Annotated in this window: 18 protein-coding genes; 10 read left to right on the forward strand and 8 right to left on the reverse strand. The window is 61.4% G+C overall.

Annotated elements, in window-relative coordinates; translation table 11 throughout:
• Positions 1 to 22 precede the first annotated feature (22 nt).
• The 5 genes from ccmE to VWY75_RS17890 form a co-directional block, all read right to left on the reverse strand.
• Positions 23 to 466: a cytochrome c maturation protein CcmE gene (gene ccmE, locus VWY75_RS17870; RefSeq protein ID WP_340545707.1), complete on the reverse strand. Its 444-nt coding sequence runs from the start codon at positions 464 to 466 to the stop codon at positions 23 to 25.
• 51 nt (positions 467 to 517) lie between these two features.
• Positions 518 to 1546 carry an N-acetyl-gamma-glutamyl-phosphate reductase gene (gene argC, locus VWY75_RS17875; protein WP_416538817.1) on the reverse strand — a complete coding sequence of 343 codons (1029 nt, stop codon included), beginning with the start codon at positions 1544 to 1546 and terminating at the stop codon, positions 518 to 520.
• A 127-nt stretch (positions 1547 to 1673) separates the two neighbouring features.
• Positions 1674 to 2483 carry a glutamate racemase gene (locus VWY75_RS17880; RefSeq protein WP_416534858.1) on the reverse strand — a complete coding sequence of 270 codons (810 nt, stop codon included), beginning with the start codon at positions 2481 to 2483 and terminating at the stop codon, positions 1674 to 1676.
• 20 nt (positions 2484 to 2503) lie between these two features.
• A complete protein-coding gene (locus VWY75_RS17885) occupies positions 2504 to 3424 on the reverse strand; it encodes a lysophospholipid acyltransferase family protein (RefSeq protein WP_416539166.1) in 921 nt (306 codons plus the stop codon).
• A gap of 282 nt (positions 3425 to 3706) precedes the next feature.
• Positions 3707 to 7126: an indolepyruvate ferredoxin oxidoreductase family protein gene (locus tag VWY75_RS17890; protein ID WP_416538818.1), complete on the reverse strand. Its 3420-nt coding sequence runs from the start codon at positions 7124 to 7126 to the stop codon at positions 3707 to 3709.
• Positions 7127 to 7295: 169 nt separating this feature from the next.
• On the opposite strand from VWY75_RS17890, the gene VWY75_RS17895 reads away from it, so the two are divergent.
• The 7 genes from VWY75_RS17895 to grxD all read left to right on the forward strand — a co-directional run bounded on the left by VWY75_RS17895 (position 7296) and on the right by grxD (position 13214).
• Positions 7296 to 8201: a LysR family transcriptional regulator gene (locus tag VWY75_RS17895; protein ID WP_340545711.1), complete on the forward strand. Its 906-nt coding sequence runs from the start codon at positions 7296 to 7298 to the stop codon at positions 8199 to 8201.
• Positions 8202 to 8735: 534 nt separating this feature from the next.
• On the forward strand, positions 8736 to 9131 hold the full coding sequence (locus VWY75_RS17900) for a hypothetical protein (RefSeq protein WP_340545712.1): 396 nt from the start codon (positions 8736 to 8738) through the stop codon (positions 9129 to 9131).
• Between the two features lie 257 nt (positions 9132 to 9388).
• Positions 9389 to 11554 (forward strand): phosphoribosylformylglycinamidine synthase subunit PurL, encoded by a 2166-nt coding sequence (gene purL / locus VWY75_RS17905; RefSeq protein WP_416538819.1) that lies wholly within the window; start codon positions 9389 to 9391, stop codon positions 11552 to 11554.
• 97 nt (positions 11555 to 11651) lie between these two features.
• Positions 11652 to 12200, forward strand: coding sequence for a hypothetical protein (locus tag VWY75_RS17910; RefSeq protein ID WP_416538820.1), 549 nt, complete (start codon positions 11652 to 11654; stop codon positions 12198 to 12200).
• A gap of 66 nt (positions 12201 to 12266) precedes the next feature.
• Positions 12267 to 12503, forward strand: coding sequence for a BolA/IbaG family iron-sulfur metabolism protein (locus tag VWY75_RS17915; RefSeq protein ID WP_340545715.1), 237 nt, complete (start codon positions 12267 to 12269; stop codon positions 12501 to 12503).
• Positions 12504 to 12509: 6 nt separating this feature from the next.
• Entirely contained in the window at positions 12510 to 12740 is a 231-nt protein-coding gene (locus VWY75_RS17920; protein WP_416541678.1) for a hypothetical protein, read from the forward strand.
• Positions 12741 to 12851: 111 nt separating this feature from the next.
• Positions 12852 to 13214, forward strand: a complete 363-nt coding sequence (gene grxD, locus VWY75_RS17925) for a Grx4 family monothiol glutaredoxin (protein ID WP_340545717.1) — start codon at positions 12852 to 12854, stop codon at positions 13212 to 13214.
• 172 nt (positions 13215 to 13386) lie between these two features.
• Here grxD and VWY75_RS17930 read toward each other — a convergent pair whose 3' ends face one another.
• Both VWY75_RS17930 and VWY75_RS17935 read right to left on the reverse strand, forming a co-directional pair.
• Positions 13387 to 13785: a cell division protein ZapA gene (locus VWY75_RS17930; RefSeq protein WP_416534854.1), complete on the reverse strand. Its 399-nt coding sequence runs from the start codon at positions 13783 to 13785 to the stop codon at positions 13387 to 13389.
• Positions 13785 to 14840, reverse strand: a complete 1056-nt coding sequence (locus tag VWY75_RS17935) for a hypothetical protein (RefSeq protein WP_416534853.1) — start codon at positions 14838 to 14840, stop codon at positions 13785 to 13787. Before VWY75_RS17935 ends, VWY75_RS17930 begins: the two co-directional genes overlap by 1 nt.
• Before the next feature lie 282 nt (positions 14841 to 15122).
• On the opposite strand from VWY75_RS17935, the gene tkt reads away from it, so the two are divergent.
• Positions 15123 to 17144: a transketolase gene (gene tkt / locus VWY75_RS17940; RefSeq protein ID WP_416538821.1), complete on the forward strand. Its 2022-nt coding sequence runs from the start codon at positions 15123 to 15125 to the stop codon at positions 17142 to 17144.
• Positions 17145 to 17246: 102 nt separating this feature from the next.
• Positions 17247 to 17960, forward strand: coding sequence for a GIY-YIG nuclease family protein (locus VWY75_RS17945; RefSeq protein ID WP_416538822.1), 714 nt, complete (start codon positions 17247 to 17249; stop codon positions 17958 to 17960).
• A 72-nt stretch (positions 17961 to 18032) separates the two neighbouring features.
• On the opposite strand, the gene VWY75_RS17950 is transcribed toward VWY75_RS17945, so the two are convergent.
• Positions 18033 to 19004, reverse strand: a complete 972-nt coding sequence (locus tag VWY75_RS17950; RefSeq protein WP_416538823.1) for a DUF808 domain-containing protein — start codon at positions 19002 to 19004, stop codon at positions 18033 to 18035.
• Positions 19005 to 19288: 284 nt separating this feature from the next.
• Here VWY75_RS17950 and gap point away from each other — a divergent pair, with 284 nt between their 5' ends.
• Positions 19289 to 20290: a type I glyceraldehyde-3-phosphate dehydrogenase gene (gene gap / locus VWY75_RS17955; RefSeq protein WP_340545723.1), complete on the forward strand. Its 1002-nt coding sequence runs from the start codon at positions 19289 to 19291 to the stop codon at positions 20288 to 20290.
• The last annotated feature ends 5 nt before the right edge of the window (positions 20291 to 20295 follow it).

A 20295-nucleotide genomic window follows, 5' to 3' on the forward strand; every position in this document is an offset into this window, starting at 1 on the left:
GGGTGTCAAGACAACTGGAGGATCAGCTCTCCGGGGCCTGATACACGCCTTGTTCCTTTAGCGCGTCCATGACCTCTTTCGGCATATAGGTCTCATCATGTTTGGCAAGGATTTCAGAAGCTTCAAACACGCCATTGATGTAGCGACCGGTGCCGACCATACCCTGGTTCTCAGAGAACAGATCCGGCAGCACACCGGTATAGGTGACCGGGACCGAGGCGCCGCCATCCGTCACCACAAAGCGCAGCGTCTCGCCCTGACCACGCACGATGCTGCCCTCCTCGACCAGCCCGCCGATGCGAAAGACCTCGCTTGCCTCCGGTGGCGCCGCAATCACCTGGCTGGGCGAGCGGAAGAAATTGATGCCGTCGCGCATGGCGTAGCCAATCAACGCCGTCGCCACCACCAGCGCCACAGTGGTGAGCGCGATGATCTGGATACGGCGTTGTTTCTTCAGTGACTTCATCGGGGCCTCTTGGGTGGGATCCGGCGCCGGAGGGCGCCAGACAATCGGGTATCAGGGGAACAGCGGCGCCATCATCAGCCCCGTGGTCTCCTCTTCACCTAACATCAGGTTGGCGTTCTGCAAGGCTTGCCCGCTGCTACCTTTTGTCAGGTTATCAAGTGCCGCAACGATGATGGCGCGGCCTTCGATGCGGTCTGCAGCGACCCCGATGTGGCAGAAGTTGGAGCCACGGACATGCCGCGTGGAGGGCGCCTCACCAAAGGGCAGCAGCTCGATGAAGGGCTCATCCGCATAAGCGCTGGCAAAGGTCTGATGGATCGTCTGCGCGTCTCCTTTGACATAGACGGTGGCCAGAATGCCGCGGTTGGCCGGCACCAGATGCGGGGTGAACTGCACCTTGACCGGGCGGCCTGCGATCTTGGAAAACTCCTGGTCAAACTCGCCCAGATGGCGGTGCGTGCCACCGATGGCATAGCCGTGATAGCCCTCGCTCAGCTCCGCGTGCAGCAGGTTTTCCTTGAGACTGCGACCCGCGCCGGAGACCGCGCATTTCAGATCCAGAATAATGTCATCAAGATCAATCACCCCGGATGCGATCAGCGGACGCAGGGCAAACTGGCCCGTGGCGGCGTTGCAGCCAGTGCCCGCCACCAGACGCGCGGATTTGATTTCCTCGCGGTAGAATTCGGTCAGGCCATAGACCGCCTCGTCCTGCTGCGCCAGCGCGGCATGAGGGTTGCCGTACCATTTTTCATATTCCGCAGGATCGCGCAGCCGGAAATCCGCCGACAGATCCACGATCTTCAGATCCTGCGGCAGGGCGGCAATCACGTCCTGGCTGGTCTTATGCGGCAGCGCGCAGAAACACAGGTCAATACCCGCAAAGTCGATTTCGTCAATCTTGCAGAGCACCGGCAGATCCATATGGCGCAGATGCGGGAACACCTCGGCCATGGTCATGCCTGCCTTACGGTCGGCAGAGAGGGCGGCAATTTCGATCATGGGGTGCTGATCAATCAGCCGCACCAGTTCAGCGCCGGTGTAACCGGAGGCGCCCAGAATAGCTACTTTATGGGTCATCATGGACCTCTTTGAAACAAGGGAAGAACGAGATGCCGCGTCGAGATTGCGGCAGTGATAGCAAAGACGGTGGTGACCAGAGTTGCGGCAGATCAAACAATCGCCGAAATCCGCTCACCGGCGCGGCTCAGGCCGCCTGAAAGATCATCTCTCGTCGCAAGAACTGCGTGGCGCGATCGCTGACGCGGCTCGGCACACCGGTGGTGTAGAACCCGCCCTGCCCCGCGCCCATCATATGGGGATGACGCTCCAGATAGTCGGCAAGGCTCTCGGCCACCAGTTTGCCCTGGCTGAACACCTGAACCTCGTCGCCCAGAGCCGCCTGAAAGATATCTTCCATCAGCGGGTAATGGGTGCAGCCAAGGATCGCCGCCTGTGGCTGTGGCATCTTGCGCTTCAGCGCATCGACATGGCTGCGCACCAGCGCCTCGGCAAGGATCATGTCGCCGTCTTCGATGGCATCCACAACACCGCCGCAGGCCTGCGCCTCGACATCGACGCCGATGGCGCGGAACGCCAGTTCACGCTGGAACGCGCGGCTGGAGACGGTGGCGGGCGTTGCAAACAGCGCGACATGTTTCACCGCAACTTCGCGCGGCGGCGAATTGTCGCCCCACTGCCGCTCAGTCAGCGCTTCGATGAGAGGGACAAACACACCCAGCACGCGCTTGCCCTCGGGCAGCCCGCCTTCCTGCATCCGGCGCAGCGCCGCCGCCGAGGCGGTGTTGCAGGCCAGAATGACCAGATCGCAGCCCTTGGACCACATGTCTTCAACTGCGGCCTTGGTCAGCTGGTAAATGTCTTCGGCATCGCGCACGCCATAGGGCGCATGGGCGCTGTCCGCGTAGTAGAGGAAGTCCACATCCGGCAGCCGCTCCTGCGCGGCATTCAGAACCGTCAGCCCGCCAAGGCCGGAATCAAAGATACCTACAGCCATCTGTCTCTCTCGCTCACCGCTCAGGCGCGGTGTTTCTCCTCAAACTCATACCCATAGTCATAGGATTTGAGTGGTTTCGGAGACAGCTCATACGTGGCTTTGCGCAGGAAATCCATCATTGCTTTTGCGTCACCTGCCAGCGGATCGAGGATCTCGCGCCCGATCGGGCTGCCGATGGCGACCCGGACCGGCGTATCCACCCGTTTGCGAAACTCCTTGATCAACAGGCCCATACGCAGAGTCGGGTGGACATGGCTGGCGATCTGGAACAGCCGGGAGGTATGCCCGTCGAAGTAGATCGGCACCACAACCGCGCGGGATTTGGCGATCATCCGCGCAGTAAAGCCACGCCAGACCGGATCCATCGGCGGCACCATCGGCCGCAGAAAGGGCCGCGCGGCGGTGGACACCGTGCCGCCCGGGAAGATGCCGATCGCGCCGCCCTGCCCCAGATAGTCCAGCGCGGTCTTGCGGGTCTCCAGATTGGTCTTCAGTGCCGTTTTGGTTTCGGCAAAATCAATCGGCAGGATAACGCGGGAGAGATCGTCGGCCCTGCGAAACACCTGATGCGCCAGAATGCGGAAATCGCCCCGCGCCTCGGACAGGATATGCCCCAGCATCAGACCATCCAGAATACCGTAGGGATGATTGGCGATCACCACCACCGGCTGATCCTTCGGGATATTGGCAAGCGTGCCTCCCAACAGCTCCAGCTGCAGCCCGTAGCGGTCGCGCATGACAGTCCAGAAGCTCTGCCCGGCGGCGACATCCGCCTCATAGCCTTCGGCACGTTTGATCAGCTGTAGCCGCCCGGTGGCATTCTCCATCACCCGGATCATCGCCCGTCCCGGCCGGGTCTGGGCGGAATGCGCATAAGAGAGATCGCGTGCGCTGCGCATCGCCTCACGTCGTGATCCAGTGTCTCTGGCATAGCTGTTCATGTTGCCGGGCGTGCTGCGGATGGACGACATAGCGAGCCTCGTGGTCTCAGTCTCTGGTTTACGCAGGGGCAGCCAAGCCCCCCGCTCCGGCTATAGGGCCTGTGCCCCGGTCTACACAACCAGGGTAACGGCGATGCGACAGCGGGTTGGGAATCTGTGTCTTTCCGGTTCCAGATCCCCCGGATCAACGACAAAGGGCGCCCCCGATCCGACCGGTGACGCCCTTCCGAAGTGGTCTGGCCTAAGTGGCTCGGCCAGAACGATCGCCAGCAGCGGCCCGCGTTATTCCGCGGCCGTCTTCAACTCGCTGCCGCCCTGACGCAATGCGGCCAGCAGCTCCTCGCGGCGTTTGGCGGCCTTGGTCTCGTTGGCCTGTTTCACCGGACCAAAGCCGCGGATTTCCAGCGGCAATTCCGCCAGCGCAATCAGCGGTGCCATGATCTCAGGCGATGCCTTGGGCAGCCATTCCTTCATGTCGGCCTCATACTGGCTGATCAGCGCCCGCTCCATCTTGCGCTCGGCGGTATAGCCAAACACATCCAGCGGCGTGCCGCGCAGACCTTTGAACTTTGCCAACAGCCGCAGCCAGCGTTCCAGACCCGGACCAAACTTGCGCTTTTTCGGGCGCCCGTTGGGATCGGTGCCAGTCAGCATCGGCGGCGCGAGGTTGTAGGAGATCTTCAGATCGCCCTCGAACTCGGCCTCGGCTTTCTCACGGCTCGACAGCAACAGCCGCGCCACCTCATATTCGTCCTTGTAGGACAACAGTTTGTGGTAGCCCTTGGTCACAGCTTCCTTCAGCGCTTTGTCAGAAATGCCGTCCAGCATCTTGCCATAGCGCTTGGCCAGACGCGGCCCCTGATAATCGACCAGCTGGGCACTGCGGAAGGCGATCTGATCCTCCAATGTCTTGGGCAGTTCGACCACATTGGGGGCAATCAGCTTCTGCACCTCCTGCGGATATAGCACCGCCCAGCGACCGATATCAAAGGCGCGCAGATTGCGCTCAACCGCAGCCCCATTGAGGGTGATCGCCTCGCGGATGGCCTCCAGGCTGATCGGCAGCAGACCGCGCTGCCAGGCGGCGCCAAAGATCATCATGTTGGAGAAGATCGAGTCGCCCATGCTGGCGCGCGCCAGTTCGGAGGCGTCAAAAAGATCCAGACGATCCCGCAGACGGGCCTCAAGCGCGACCTGAAGCCGATCACTCGGGATCTGGAAATCCGTGTCGCGGGTGAAATCACCGGTGATGATCTCATGGCTGTTCACCACCGCACCGCTCTTGCCGGTTTTCATCAACCCGATGGTTTTTGCCCCGGCAGACACAACCAGATCGCCGCCGATCAGCGCATCACATTCGCCAGTGGCCACGCGGATGGCGCTGATGTGTTCGGGTCTGTTGGCAATGCGGCAGTGGATATGCACCGCGCCGCCTTTCTGGGCGAGACCGGCCATCTCCATCATGCCAGCGCCCTTGCCATCAATCTGCGCGGCCTGCGCCAGCACGGCACCGATGGTGACAACGCCGGTGCCACCGACGCCGGTGATCACCACGTTGTGGGTGCCATTGATGCTCGGCAGCTCAGGCGTCGGCAGGTCCGGCAGGTCTAGTGCGGCGGTCGGCTCCTTGCGGATCTTTGCCCCTTCGATGGTCAGGAATGACGGGCAGAAGCCTTTGACGCAGCTGAAATCCTTGTTGCAGGACGATTGATCAATGGCGCGTTTGCGGCCCAGTTCGGTTTCCTTCGGCACGATGGAGACGCAGTTCGATTGCACCCCGCAGTCACCGCAGCCCTCGCAGACGTCGGAGTTGATGAACACGCGCATGTCGGGATCGGGGAACAGGCCCTTCTTGCGACGGCGGCGTTTTTCGGCGGCGCAGGTCTGAATGTAGATGATGGCGGAGACGCCTTCGACCTTCTCAAACTCCTTCTGTACCACCATCAGCTCCGCCCGCTCATGCATCCGCATACCTGCCGGGAACAGCTTGGCGTCGACGTCTTCCTTTTCGTCATAGACCACCGCGATGGTTTTCACACCCATCGCCGTCAGCTCATGCGCGATCTGCTGGGCGGTCAGCCCGCCCTCGGCCTCTTGTCCGCCGGTCATGGCAACCGCGTCATTATAGAGGATCTTGAAGGTGATATTGGTGCCTTCGGCCAGCGCCGCGCGAATGGCCTGCACGCCGGAGTGGTTGTAGGTGCCGTCGCCAAGGTTCTGGAACACGTGCTTGCGGTTGGAGAACGGCGCCTCGCCAACCCAGTTCACACCTTCGCCGCCCATATGGGTGAAGCCGGTGGTCTCGCGGTCCATCCACTGCACCATGAAATGGCAGCCAATCCCGGCATAGGCGCGGGAGCCATCCGGCAGCTTGGTCGAGGAGTTATGCGGACAGCCCGAGCAGAAATAGGGCAGACGGGCCGCGATTTCCTCGGCATTGTCGGCACGCTTCGCCTCATCCAGCGCCGAGAGACCAGCACGGATCGCCTCGGTCTCGCGGCCCTCTTCGATCAGGATCTGGCCGAGCTTTTCGGCAATCATGATCGGGTCGAGCGCATATTTCGTCGGGAACAGCTCGTCGCGGTGCATCCCGCCTGCGCCGCCCTTGTACCAGCCGTAGACGCGGCGGCCCTTGCGCTCGTCAAACAGGGCTTCCTTGATCTGTATCTCGATCAGCTTGCGCTTTTCCTCGACCACAACGATCAGGTCCAGATCTTCGGCCCAGGCGTTGAACCCCTTCATGTCCAGAGGCCAGGTCTGGCCAACCTTATAGGTTGTAATCCCCAGCCGTTCGGCCATGGTCTCGTCGATGTTGAGCAGCGACATCGCGTGGACCAGATCCAGCCAGTTCTTGCCCGCCGCAACAAAGCCGATCTTGGCGCCCGGCTTGCCCCACATGCGCTTGTCCATCTTGTTGGCGTGGCTGAAAGCCTCCGCCGCAAAGCGCTTGTAGTCGATGATCCGGTTTTCCTGACGGAAACGGTCATCATCCAGACGAATGTTCAGGCCATCGGCCGGCATGTCGAACTCCGGCGTGACCAGCTGCATACGGTCCGGGTTGCCATCGACGACCGATGTCACCTCGATCGTGTCCTTCATGGTTTTCAGACCAACCCACAGCCCCGAAAAGCGGCTGAGCGCAATGCCGTAGATCCCGTAATCAAGGATTTCCTGCACGCCAGCCGGGCTGACGATGGGCAGGTAACAATCCATCAGCGACCATTCCGACTGATGCAGCACGGTGGAGCTTTCGCCGGTGTGGTCATCGCCCATCGCCATCAACACGCCGCCATATTTCGACGAGCCGGCCATATTGGCATGGCGGATGGCATCGCCAGAGCGATCAACCCCCGGCCCCTTGCCGTACCACAGGCCAAAGACGCCGTCATATTTGCCCTCGCCGCGCACCTCGGCCTGCTGGGCACCCCAGAGGGCGGTCACGGCGAGATCCTCGTTCAGACCGAATTGAAAGGTGACATCGCTTGCGGTCAGATGTTTTTCCGCCCGCTTCATCTGCATGTCGACAGCGCCAAGCGGCGAGCCGCGATAGCCTGTCACCAGACCAGCCGTGTTCAGCCCCGCCGCCTTATCCCGGTGTTTCTGCATCAGCATCAGACGCACCAGCGCCTGGGTGCCATTCAGCATCACCGGTGATTTTGTCAGATCGAATTTGTCGTTCAGAGAAATCTTCTGCGTGCTCATCCTGGGCCTCCCCAACCTCGATTAGCTTGCACTTCTTGGCGATATATTAGGTCATAATTGCTGACCTGTATACTGTTTTCTGCCGGAATATGTTTCTGACCGCCCTATCAAATTGAAAGTTTCGATACATTTCATATAGGCTACATCAGAGGCATCGAAAGTGACGGGTATGGATTGGGATAAGCTTAGAATATTTCACGCGGTGGCGGACGCAGGCAGCCTCACCCATGCAGGCGACAAGCTGAACCTGTCGCAATCGGCAGTCAGCCGACAGATTCGCGCATTGGAAGAGAGTCTGAGCTCGACGCTGTTTCACCGCCACGCGCGGGGGTTGATTCTCACCGAACAGGGGGAGCTGCTGTTTGACGCGACGAAATCGATGTCAAAACGGCTGGAAGCCGCCTCTGCCCGCATTCGCGACAGCGAGGAAGAGGTGTTTGGCGAATTGCGCGTTACCACCACCTTTGGCTTCGGCACTCTGTGGCTGGCGCCGCGCCTGACCAAGCTTTATGAACATTACCCCGATCTCAAGATCGACCTGATGCTGGAGGAGCGGGTTCTTGACCTGCCCATGCGCGAGGCCGATGTGGCGATCCGCATGAAGGAGCCGAGCCAGGCCGACCTGATCCGCAAGCGGCTGATGACGGTGCAGATGAAGCTTTATGCTTCCCGTGCATATGTCGAACGCAACGGCGCGCCGGAACAGGCGGAGGATATCGCAGATCACCGGCTGATCTGCCAGAACCCGCGCTCGGCGCAGGTTGGCTCCGCTGCGGTCCTGGTACAGAAACTGATGACCTATAACCCCTCTTCGCTGCTCACCGTGAACAATTACTTCGGTGTCTTGCAGGGCGTTATCCACGATCTGGGCATTGGCGTTCTGCCCGATTACGTGACCGAGGACTTCCCGGATCTGGTGCCGGTGCTTCAGGAAGAGGATACCAGCGACGTGCCGGTCTACCTCGCCTACCCGGAAGAATTGCGCCACTCCCGGCGGATTTCCGCATTCCGCGATTTCGTCCAGAATGAGATTATTGCACATCGCAAGCACATGAAAGAACTGGGCAAAATCTAGCCAGACCCGAGCCATGCGCACAGCGCATAGCGGCCTTGCCATTTTCCGGGTCTGTTAACTCTTGATCGAGGCGCGCTGCCCCCCTAAATCACATCTCGAAGGCAGCGACGCTGTCGCCCTTCATACCTCCCTGTTGGACTTCGGCCGAGCTTAGTGCTCGGCCTTTTTTTTTGGTTCAAACGTCGACGGCGTGATCCGTAGGACTGGCCGCCGGATCAAGGCATCGCTCGGCGTTATCCTAACGATCGGCACTCACAGGCCGGCTGGCAATGACTGGTCTGCGTGTAGCGTCACCAGCGCCCCGCCTGCCGTCAACGGGCCTGCCGCCGCGCGCGATATTCAGGCAGCATATTTCCCCGGAACGCCGCAATTTTCACCGCAGCTGCTGGAAATCCGATCAGCCTGTGCAGATCACCGCCGATATGCCGATCACCCCCATCATCGCGCGAAAAAAACTCAGGAACCTTTTGTCGGTCTCCTCCGTTGAGCAGCCAGAACGCAAGACAAATGCAACTGACTTGAAGGAGAGCAACTATGCTCCGCATGACCTCTATCGCCGCCCTGATCGCAATGACCGGCGCCGCCAGCGCCGAGGTGCTGACCGAAAACGCCACCCCGAACGATGCGGGCGAGACCTTTCTTGAAGAAAACATGGAATTCATGGGTGCCCCCGTGGTTGACGTCAACGGCGTCTTCCTGGGCAAAGTTGTTGAGGTCGGCACCGAGCCGGGCCCTGACCGCAAGATCCTGGTGGAGTTCCGCGACAGCTTCTCCGACAAGCTGAGCGGCATGCGCTTCACGCTGGACGGCATGTGGGAAACCGATGGCGTGCTGCGCATGGGTCAGACCACGGGCGAGCTGCGCACCATGCTGGAAACCTTTGCCAGCGAAAACCCTGAGAAACTGACCGACGGTTCCGTTCTGAACTGATCGCCACCGTCTGAGGGTCACGCCCCGCCGCAGCGCGGGACCGGGGACCATCATAAGGTCAGAGCCGTCGTGGCTCTGGCCTTTTTTCATGGGATCTGGCGCATCGACCGCACCGTGATGCGCGCCCCGACGTGCCGAAATCCGCAGCATCGGCACGGCCAGGCCCGCCGCCGCCTGCAAGTCTGCGCTTTTTCCTTCCCCCTTGGCCCTGCTTGCCCTAAAAGGCGCGCAATCGCAGCCATTGGGGACGTTTACGGATGCAAGAACCCGCCATCACGCCTGAACTGATTGCCAACCACGGGCTGAAGCCCGAGGAATATGATCTGATCCTCGACATCATCGGGCGGGAGCCGACCTTCACGGAGCTGGGGATTTTCTCCGCGATGTGGAACGAGCACTGTTCTTATAAGTCCTCCAAGAAATGGCTGCGCACCCTGCCGACCGAAGGCCCCCAGGTGATCTGCGGCCCCGGCGAGAACGCAGGCATCGTGGACATTGGCGACGGCGATGCCGTTGTTTTCAAAATGGAAAGCCACAACCACCCCTCTTACATCGAGCCCTACCAGGGCGCGGCGACCGGGGTTGGCGGCATTCTGCGCGACGTCTTTACCATGGGTGCACGCCCCATCGCGTCAATGAACGCGCTGTCCTTTGGCGAACCCTCCCACCACAAGACCCGGCGACTGGTCAACGGCGTGGTTGAGGGCATCGGGGGCTATGGCAACTGCTTTGGCGTGCCATGCGTCGGTGGTGAAGTGCGCTTCCACCCCGCCTATAACGGCAACTGCCTTGTGAACGCCTTTGCCGCCGGTCTGGCCAAGACCGACGCCATTTTCTACTCCGCCGCCTCGGGCGTTGGTATGCCGGTGGTCTATCTCGGTGCCAAGACCGGTCGCGACGGCGTTGGCGGTGCCACCATGGCCTCGGCGGAATTTGACGACACTATCGAAGAAAAACGCCCCACCGTGCAGGTCGGCGACCCCTTCACCGAAAAACGCCTGATGGAAGCCACGCTGGAGCTGATGCAGACCGGCGCGGTGATCTCCATTCAGGACATGGGCGCCGCGGGCCTCACCTGCTCTGCCGTGGAAATGGGCGACAAGGGCAAGCTGGGCGTGCGTCTGGATCTCGAAAACGTGCCGCAGCGCGAAGCGGACATGACCGCCTACGAGATGATGCTGTCGGAATCCCAGGAGCGGATGCTGATGGTGCTGAAGCCGGAGCTGGAAGCCGAGGCGCGTGCAGTGTTCGAAAAATGGGATCTCGATTTTGCCATCGTTGGCGAAACCATTGCCGAGGACCGCTTCCTGATCATGCACAACGGCGAAGTGAAGGCCGATCTGGTGCTGTCGAAACTGTCCTCCACCGCGCCGGAATATGACCGCCCCTGGGTGGAAACCCCGGCCGCCGAGCCGCTGACCGACGCGGATGTGCCGACCATTGATCCGATCGACGGGCTGAAGGCGCTGCTGTCCTCGCCCAACTACGCGGGCAAGCAGTGGGTTTATGAGCAGTACGACACCACGGTGATGGGCGACACCGCCCGCCGCCCCGGCGCAGGTTCCGGCATCGTGCGGGTCCATGGCACCGACAAACAGCTGGCCTTCACCTCCGACGTGACGCCGCGCTACGTCAAGGCAAACCCCTATGAGGGCGGCAAACAGGCGGTGGCCGAGGCCTACCGCAACCTGACCGCTGTCGGCGCCAAACCCTTGGCAACCACCGACAACCTGAACTTCGGCAACCCCGAAAAGCCCGAGATCATGGGCCAGTTCGTCGGCGCGATCAAAGGCATCGGCGAGGCTGTGGCTGCGCTGGACATGCCGATCGTCTCCGGCAACGTGTCGCTCTATAATGAAACCGACGGTCAGGGCATCCTGCCGACCCCGACGATTGGCGCCGTTGGCCTGATCGCGGCAGGCGAAGAGGCCATCACCGGCGAAGTTCGCGACGGACATATCGCGCTGTTGATCGGCGAAACCATCGGCCATCTGGGCCAGTCGGCGCTGCTGGCGGAGGTTTTCAACCGCGAGGACGGCGACGCACCGGCAGTGGATCTGGAAGCGGAAAAGCGCAATGGCGAGTTCATCCGCGCCAACCGTGAGCTGATCAAGGCCTGCACCGATCTGGGCGATGGCGGTCTGGCGCTGGCGGCGTTTGAGCTGGCCGAAGCGGCCGGTGTTGGCGTCCAGCTCGACGCAGGCGACACCCCGACGGTTTTTGGCGAGGATCAGGCGCGCTACCTTGTGGCCTGCAACTTCGATCAGGCCGAGGCCCTGATGATGGCCGCAGGTCAGGCCGGTGTCACCATCACCACCGTCGGCAAATTCGGCGGCGACATGGTGAAAATCGGCGGCTCCGAAGCGCCACTGGCCGAGTTGGCAGACATCTTCCGCAGCAGCTTCGCTGCTGCCGTTGCCTGAGCGCAGGCCGCGTTGGGGCATGGTCCTCGACACGATGATACCGGGTGGGATGGCATCGCCGTCCCACCCATTTTTTTGATGTCTCGCAGGTGACCACATGCCCCTGTCCGGCCAAATTCCTGATATCGACCTCCCCGAACTGACAGCAGATTGCAGCCGCTGCGCCGCGCTCTGCTGTGTGGCCTACCCGTTTGAGGAGGACGAGGATTTCGCGATCCTGAAGGAGACCGACACCCCCTGCCCCAACCTCTCGCAATCCTGTTTCAGCTGCACCATCCACGCCAATCTGAATACCCGTGGCTTTGGCGGCTGTATTGCCTATTCCTGCGCGGGCGCCGGGCAGCGGGTGACTGAGGTGCTGTTTCAGGGCGAGACATGGCGCGACGATGCTGACCTTCTGCCGCATATGACCCACGCCCTGCGTGTCCTGCGCCCCATCCATGAGGCGCTGTTGATCCTGCGCGAGGCAGCCGGCCTGCCGCTGCCGGACGCGCTGCGGGCCGATCTGAATGTTCTGATGGCGACGCTGGCGGTCAGCGACGGGCGCACCATCTGGGACTTTGAGGAGCCGCAGGTCCAGGAGGCCCTGGCCGAGGTGCCCGCCTTCATCCCGCGCCTTGCTCCCTATGTGACGCTGCGCGGCTAATCCGCCTTGCAGAGGCCCCCGCCGCACCCTACATTTTTGATAAGCTAGAAATAAGGACACCCCCCAATGCCGATGCAAGCCCAAGAAATCGAAGACCTGCTGCGCGAGACATTTCCCGATGCGGAAATCCAGGTTGGTGGCCATGACGGTGTGCATATGTCCGCGATGGTCATCGACGAAAGCTTTCGCGGCAAGAACCGTGTCCAGCAGCAGCGCGCTGTCTATGCAGCCCTGAAGGGCAAGATGGACGGCGCCAACGGCGAGCTGCACGCGCTGGCCCTGACCACCAAGGCGCCTGAGTAACCTGCCATGTCGCTGTTCATGTCTCTTCTGATCCTCGGCATTGTTGTCATGACGGCGGTTGTTGCCCTCGTTGGGCAGCGCCGTGCGCCGCTGGAGGAGGATGACAACGACCCGAATTACCACACCCTGCGCTCCGACTATCAGTCGGGGATGGGCGGCGGTTCCATGCGCACATGGAAGGTGCCCAAGGACCCGGACGAATACGCCCGTTTCTTTGTTCCAAGAGGGAAAAGATAGCCGCAGAGCCGCTCGCCGCGCCAACTTAGCGCCCCGGATTGGCAAGCCGCATGTAATTGCCTATATCATGGCCAACTGATCAACGGCACATTCGCCGAGAGGAAGACGAAAATGACCGACGTAAAAACCCGTATTGATGAAACCGTCAAAGCCAGCGACGTGGTGCTCTTCATGAAAGGCACCAAGGACATGCCGCAATGTGGCTTCTCTTCCCGCGTGGCTGGCGTGCTGAACTACATCGGCGTCGAATACACCGATGTAAACGTGCTGGCGGATGAGGAAATCCGCGCGGGCATCAAGGAATACTCCGACTGGCCGACCATTCCCCAGCTCTATGTCAAAGGCGAGTTTGTCGGCGGCTGCGATATCATCACCGAGATGACCCTCTCCGGTGAACTGGACGGCATGTTTGCTGAAAACGGTGTCGCCTTTGACAAGGATGCCGCCGACAAGATCCGCGAAGCCAACGGCTAAGCCTGTCCCCGCTCGCCTCTTGTTGTGGCTGGCGACCAGAAGATCCGCACCCTCGGCGTTGGCCGGGGGTGTTTTTTTTAAGCACCGTTTGGTTCCAATATCATAGAAAACCGCCGCAATGGGGCTGACCCATGCGGCGGTTTCAAATCTGAGCGTCGCGGTTCGCGGCCTGTCAGCCCGCGGCCGCCTGCTCTTCCAGTTCCTGCGCCAGCGCCTCGCTGCGGGCGGCCAGCTCGGCGAGGGTCTCGGTCACCAGCGGCGGCACCACCGGCACCTCGATCCGCTCAGGCTCCGGTGCCGGGGCGGCGCGCAGCTCGGCCAGCTCGGCGGTGCGCTCTGCCAGTTCGGCCTCAACCTCCTTGATGCGATCCTCGACCGCTGCGGTTTTATCCGCCAGCATCAGCCCCGCCATCAGCAGCATCCGCGCCTCGGGCATACGGCCAATCTGGTCCGACAGCACCTGAGCCTCATCGTCCAGCATTTTGGCCGCCGAATGCAGATAGCTTTCTTCGCCTTCCTGGCAGGAGACTTCAAAACCGCGCCCCCCGATATGAATCGTAACCTCGGGCATCATACATCCTCCCCTTCGGGCATGGGCTGGGCGGTTCGCGGCTGCGTGATCGGCGCCTGGGGCACCTGGGGCGCTGCGGATGCAGGCATCACATCGACGGGCGCCGCCGTCTGCGCAATCGGCGCCGCCTCAGCCGGGGCTGCGGGGGTTTCGCCCTGCGCAGGCTCAGCCGCCAGCAGGGGTTCCAGTTTGGCCAGCACCGCATCGACCTCGGCCTGATCGCTGGCGCGCGCTGCGGTCAGCGCGTCGATATCGGCCTGAAGCGCTGCATTGATCAGCGTCGCATCACCAACACCAGCGGCATTTGCGTCTCGCAGCGCCGCATTGGAGGCCCGCAGCTGATCATTGCTGTGGCGCAGCTCCTGCAGCGTGGCATCCAGACGCAAGAGCGTCTCATTCTGCTGCGCAATCTCTTCGGCACTGGGGCCTGCGGGCCGCGCCGCAAGGGTGGCCGTCGCCTGGGCCAGCTCGTCCTGAGCCCGGGCAAGCTGACCGCGCAGCGCCTCCGCTTCGGCCTCAAGCGCGGCTGTATCCACCGCCGCCCCCAGATCATCGGGCTGCTCGGCCAGCTCTTCCTGTAGCCGCGCCAGCGAGGCCTGCGCCTCATCCAGCTGATCCTGCAAGGTTTCGCGGGCGGTGGCCGCCTCGTTGCCCTGCACTTCCAATTCCTGTTTCAGCCGCGCCACTTCGGACTTCAGCGCGTCTTTCTCGGCGGTATTGCCCACCTCGTTGCGCAGCAGCTCGACCTCGGCCTGCAACGCCGCCAGCTCACCGATATCGGCGCCCTGCGCGGGGGCCGCATTGGCTTCGGCCTCCTCCAGCTTGGCGCGCAGAACCTTCAGCCGTTCTTCCAGCTGGGCATTGGCGATCTTTTCCTCTTCCAGCGCGCGGCTGAGGTCGCTCTGCGCAGCAGCCGTCCGTGACTGCGCCTCCGCCTGGGCCTGCGCATGCGCCTCTGCCGAAGCCTGTGCGCCGGCCTGCAATGCTGCGGCACCTGCGCCAATCCGGTCCATTGCCGCCAGGATCCGACCCTGCAATTCTTCGATCTGCTCCATGCCTGCCCCTTTACGACCCCGTGAGTATCTGCCGGTCTTTTCCGCCGGACCCTGCGCCGCGCCATCGCCCCGTTTTTCCGCTCGTCTCCGCAAACGGAGGGCGAATCAAGAGGGATCCGGCGCTGCACATCCAGCTTAGTTCATGCAGGGATAAATTACCCCCTGTTTGCTTTCAACCACTTGCAGCGTCAACTTCGCGCAGGAAGCCGCGCAAACGCTTGATCTTTGCCATATCACTGCTATTGAGCGCTCAGTCTGCCGAAAACCCAGAGGAAAAATCCAGTGGATCTGACAGCCCTGCGCAACGCAAACCCCGAACATTGGACCAAGGCTGCGGCCATCCGTGCCCTGACCCTTGATGCCGTTGCCGCGGCAAATTCCGGCCATTCCGGCATGCCGATTGGCATGGCCGATGTCGCCACCGTCCTGTTTGAAAAACACATGAAGTTCGATGTGGCGAACCCCCAGTGGCCCGACCGCGACCGGTTCGTCCTGTCCGCCGGTCACGGCTCCATGCTGATCTATTCGCTGCTCTATCTCATGGGCGATGCACAGGTGACGCTGGATCAGGTCAAGAATTTCCGCCAGATGGGCGCGCTGACAGCCGGTCACCCGGAAAACTTCCTGATTGATGCCGTCGAAACCACCACCGGCCCGCTGGGTCAGGGCATTGCCAATGCCGTTGGCTTTGCCATGGCCGAGGAAATGCAGCGCGCGCATTACGGCCGCAAGCTGGTCGATCACCACACCTATGTGATCGCAGGCGACGGCTGCCTGATGGAGGGCATCAGCCAGGAGGCCATCGGCCTTGCCGGTCGCCACTCGCTGGGCAAGCTGATCGTCCTCTGGGACAACAACAACATCACCATCGACGGCACGGTTGAACTCTCCGACCGCACCAATCAGGTGCAGCGCTTCAAGGCCTCCGGCTGGCAGGTCATCGAAATCGACGGTCACGATCCCAAGGCCATCGACGAGGCCCTGACCGCGGCGAAGAAATCGAAGAAACCCTCGATGATCGCCTGCAAGACCCACATCGCACTGGGTCACGCTGCACAGGACACCTCCAAGGGTCACGGTGCGCTGACCGACGCCGAGCAGATGAAGGCCGCCAAGGCCGCCTACGGCTGGACCACCGGCCCGTTTGAGGTGCCCGCAGATGTGAAATCCCAGTGGGAAGCCATCGGCCAGCGCGGCGCAGCCGAGCGCGAAGCCTGGGAAGCCCGTTTTGCCGAAGCCTCGCAGCAGAAACAGGACCGCTTCAACCGCGCCTATGCGCTGGATGCGCCCAAGAAGCTGTCGGCCACCATCAAGGCGCTGAAAAAGCAGGTCTCCGAAACCCAGCCGAAGGTGGCCACCCGCAAATCCTCCGAGATGGCGCTGGAAGTGATCAACCCGATCATGCCGGAAACCGTCGGCGGCTCTGCTGACCTCACCGGCTCCAACAATACCAAGACCGGCGATCTGGGCGTCTTTGACACCGACAACCGCAAGGGCCGCTACGTCTACTGGGGCATCCGCGAGCACGGCATGGCCTCGGCGATGAACGGCATGGCGCTGCACGGCGGGATGCGCCCTTATGGCGGGACTTTCTTCTGCTTCACCGACTACGCGCGTCCGGCGATGCGTCTGGCGGCCCTGATGAAGATCCCGACCGTCTTTGTGATGACCCATGATTCCATCGGCGTTGGCGAAGATGGCCCGACCCACCAGCCGGTGGAGCATCTGGCAATCTGCCGCGCGACGCCGAACACCTATGTGTTCCGTCCCGCCGACACCGTGGAAACCGCAGAGGCCTGGGAAATCGCCCTGACCTCGAAGGACACCCCCTCGGTGATGACCCTGACCCGTCAGAACCTGCCCACCGTGCGGACCGAGCATAAGCTCAGCAACCTGACCGCCAAGGGCGGCTATGTTCTGGCAGAGGCCGAGGGCAAGCGTCAGGTGATCCTGATCGCCACCGGTTCTGAGGTCTCCGTCGCGCTGGAGGCGAAGGCCAAACTGGAAGCCGACGGCATCGGCACCCGCGTTGTCTCCATGCCCTGCATGGAACTGTTCGCCGAGCAGGACGAAGCCTACCGCCGCAAGGTCCTGCCCGCAGGCCCGGTCCGCGTGGGTATCGAAGCCGCCATGCGCGCCGGCGGCTGGGATCGCCTGCTGATGGGCGAACGCGGCCAGGAGAAGAAAGCCGGTTTCGTCGGCATGGACCGCTTCGGCGCCTCCGCCCCCGCGGGCGAGCTGTTCGAGAAGTTCGGCATTACGGCTGAGGGTACGGTGGCGAAAGTGAAAGAACTGCTGGGGTAATTGCTCCCCAAGCGAACAAACACAAAGGGCACCCAGATAGGTGCCCTTTTTAGTTCTTCGCAACGCGTTGACACTATCCCCACGCTCAACGATCATTCCTTCATGAGAGAACGCATCCTCAGTGAAATCAAACGCCTTGCAGCGGAAAACGGGGGCAAGACCCCCGGCAAGATCTACTTTCAGCAAGAAACCGGAATCTCTGACAGTGACTGGTATGGCAAATTATGGGTTCGTTGGAATGACGTAGTTGCTGATGCAGGTTTGACGCCCAATGATATGCAAGAGCGATTGTCCGGCGATTTAGTCCTGGACAAGTATGCAGAGGTCTGCCGCCACTACGGAAAACCACCCTCAAGTGCTGAATTGCGCTTTTACGCAAGGAACACTCCCAACTTCATAAGTCACAACACTTTCGCTAAACACTTCGGAAATAAAGACGGAGTAATCGCCGCTCTTAGGGATCGTGCCATAGAGCGAGGTGAAAACGATCTGGTCGCCATCCTACCCAAAGAAAAAGCTTCACAAACTTCCGAAGCAAGTTCTGAAATATCGAATTGTTTTGAGGGATGGGTTTACCTTCTCCAGTCTGGGCAGCATTTCAAGATTGGCCGAAGCGACGAGTTGGAAAAACGAGTGAAGCAGATCAGCATTGCGCTCCCCGAGAAAGTCGAATTGGTCCACGCTATCAAAACAGACGACCCTCCAGGTATCGAAGGGTACTGGCACCGCCGCTTTGCAGCCCAACGCGCCAATGGCGAGTGGTTCAAGCTATCTCACGCCGACGTGAGAGCCTTCAAGCGGCGCAAGTTCCAATAGATAGCCTTTTTCCGTGGGGGGAAATGCGCTTGCTTTGGGCGCGGCTTTGTCCTTTAACAGATCTATGTGCCATCAGTGGCCAGCAGACTTCTTACCAAACATCCCTAAAACCGGCCCCACAACCTTGGTCGCCAGCGGGATCAGGACCAGCCCCCAGGCAACGCCGAACACCCCGTCCATCGCCGCCTTGGCACTCCACTCGGCAAAGCCTTCCCAGGCCGCAGGCACCGCGTGACCGACGGCGTAGGCCCAGTCGTGGATCAGATGGCCCAGCCAGCCAAAGCCCAGCACCTCCAGCCCGTGGATGATGATGGAGCCGCCGACCCAGAGCATTGCGGCGGTGCCGACCACCGACAGGATCCACATCAGCACCGGCATGAATTTCACCAGCCCACGGCCAAGACCGCGCCCGATGGGCGTTGGTGCGTTGCCCGCAAGATACAGCCCCACATCGTCCATCTTCACGATGACCGCAACCGATCCGTAGACCGCCAGCGTCACCCCGATGGCCACCACCGCCAGTGTTGCTGCCTGCATCCACACAGTTGGTGCCTCGATCGCGGCCAGCGCGATGGTCATGATTTCCGCCGACAGGATGAAGTCGGTCTTGATCGCGCCCTTGATCTTCTGCTCTTCCAGATGGCCGGGATCCTTGATGCTCATGTCTTCGTCAATGGCGTGGCTCGCATGGGGGAACAGCACGTGAAAGATCTTCTCGGCCCCCTCAAAACACAGATAGGAGCCGCCGAGCATCAGCAAGGGCGTGATCAGCCAGGGCGCGAAATTCGCCAGCAGCATGGCGACCGGCAGCAACAGGATCAGTTTGTTGAACAGCGACCCACGGGTAATGCGCCAGATGATCGGCAGTTCGCGCGCCGGGGCAAAGCCTTGCAGATACTTCGGCGTGACCGCCGCATCGTCGATGATCACGCCCGCCGTCTTGGCGCCCGCCTTGCCCGCCGCCGCGGCCACATCATCCACCGAGGCCGCAGCCACCTTTGCGATGCCTGCCACATCATCAAGCAAAGCCAACAAACCGCTCATACCCGGTCCCCTTTTCCATTCGCGCGCATTTTGGCCCACCCTATCCTATCGCCTATCAGGTACAAGCCGTTCAGCGCCCGCTTTGTTCCCGATGGCATGCAATCCGGGGCGCGTCGCACATCCGCCGCAGGGCCGCAAAAACCGTTATCGCAATCAGTCAATTTTGTTACCGCAACCAGTCAAGTTTTGCGCTAACAGTCTGGAATAAAGCCATTTTTAAGCTTTTGACCCGAGGGAATGGCAGCTATAGCGGAGGCAATTCTTGCTCGCTTGGAGATACGCATATGACCATCAAAGTCGGGATCAACGGGTTTGGCCGCATCGGCCGCTGCACCTTGGCGCATATCGCAGCCTCGGGCCGGGACGATATCGAAGTGGTCAAGGTCAATGCCACCGGCCCGCTGGAAACCGCAGCGCATCTGCTGAAATACGACTCCGTGCATGGCCGTTTCCCCGGCGAGGTCACCTTGGGTGAAAACACCATGAACCTCGGCCGTGGCGATATGCAGATGTTCTCCACCTATAATATGGACGATCTGGACTGGTCCGGCTGTGACGTGGTGCTGGAATGCACCGGCAAATTCAACGACGGCGAAAAGGCCAAGGCGCATCTGGCGCGCGGCGCCAAGAAGGTTCTGCTGTCCGCCCCCGGCACCAATGTCGACAAGACCATCGTCTTTGGCGTCAATGACGACAAGCTGCGGGCGGGCGACCGCATGGTCTCCAACGGCTCCTGCACCACCAACTGCCTCGCCCCTCTGGCCAAGGTGCTGGATGAAACCGTCGGCATCGAAAGCGGGATCATGACCACGATCCACGCCTATACCGGCGATCAGCCGACACTGGACCGCCGCCACGACGATCTCTACCGCGCCCGCGCCGCTGCCATGGCGATGATCCCGACCACCACCGGTGCCGCCAAGGCGCTGGGTGAGGTGCTGCCAAACCTGAAGGGCCGTCTGGATGGCTCTGCGATCCGCGTGCCGACCCCGAATGTCTCTGCTGTGGATCTGACCTTCCGCTCCAGCAAGCAGACCAGCGTCACCGAAATCAACGCCATCATGAGCGAAGCCGCCAAGGGCCATATGTCCCGCGTGATCGGCTATGAACCCGCGCCGCTGGTCTCGATTGATTTCAACCACACGGAGCAAAGCTCGATCTTCGCGCCGGATCAGACCCGCGTCGTGGAAAACAGCCTGGTGCGCGTTCTGGCCTGGTATGACAACGAATGGGCCTTCTCGGTGCGTATGGCGGACGTCGCTGTCGCGATGGGTCGTCTGGGCTGAGCCCC

Source organism: Phaeobacter sp. JH20_08 (assembly GCF_048056635.1).
Classification (GTDB): domain Bacteria; phylum Pseudomonadota; class Alphaproteobacteria; order Rhodobacterales; family Rhodobacteraceae; genus Phaeobacter; species Phaeobacter bryozoorum.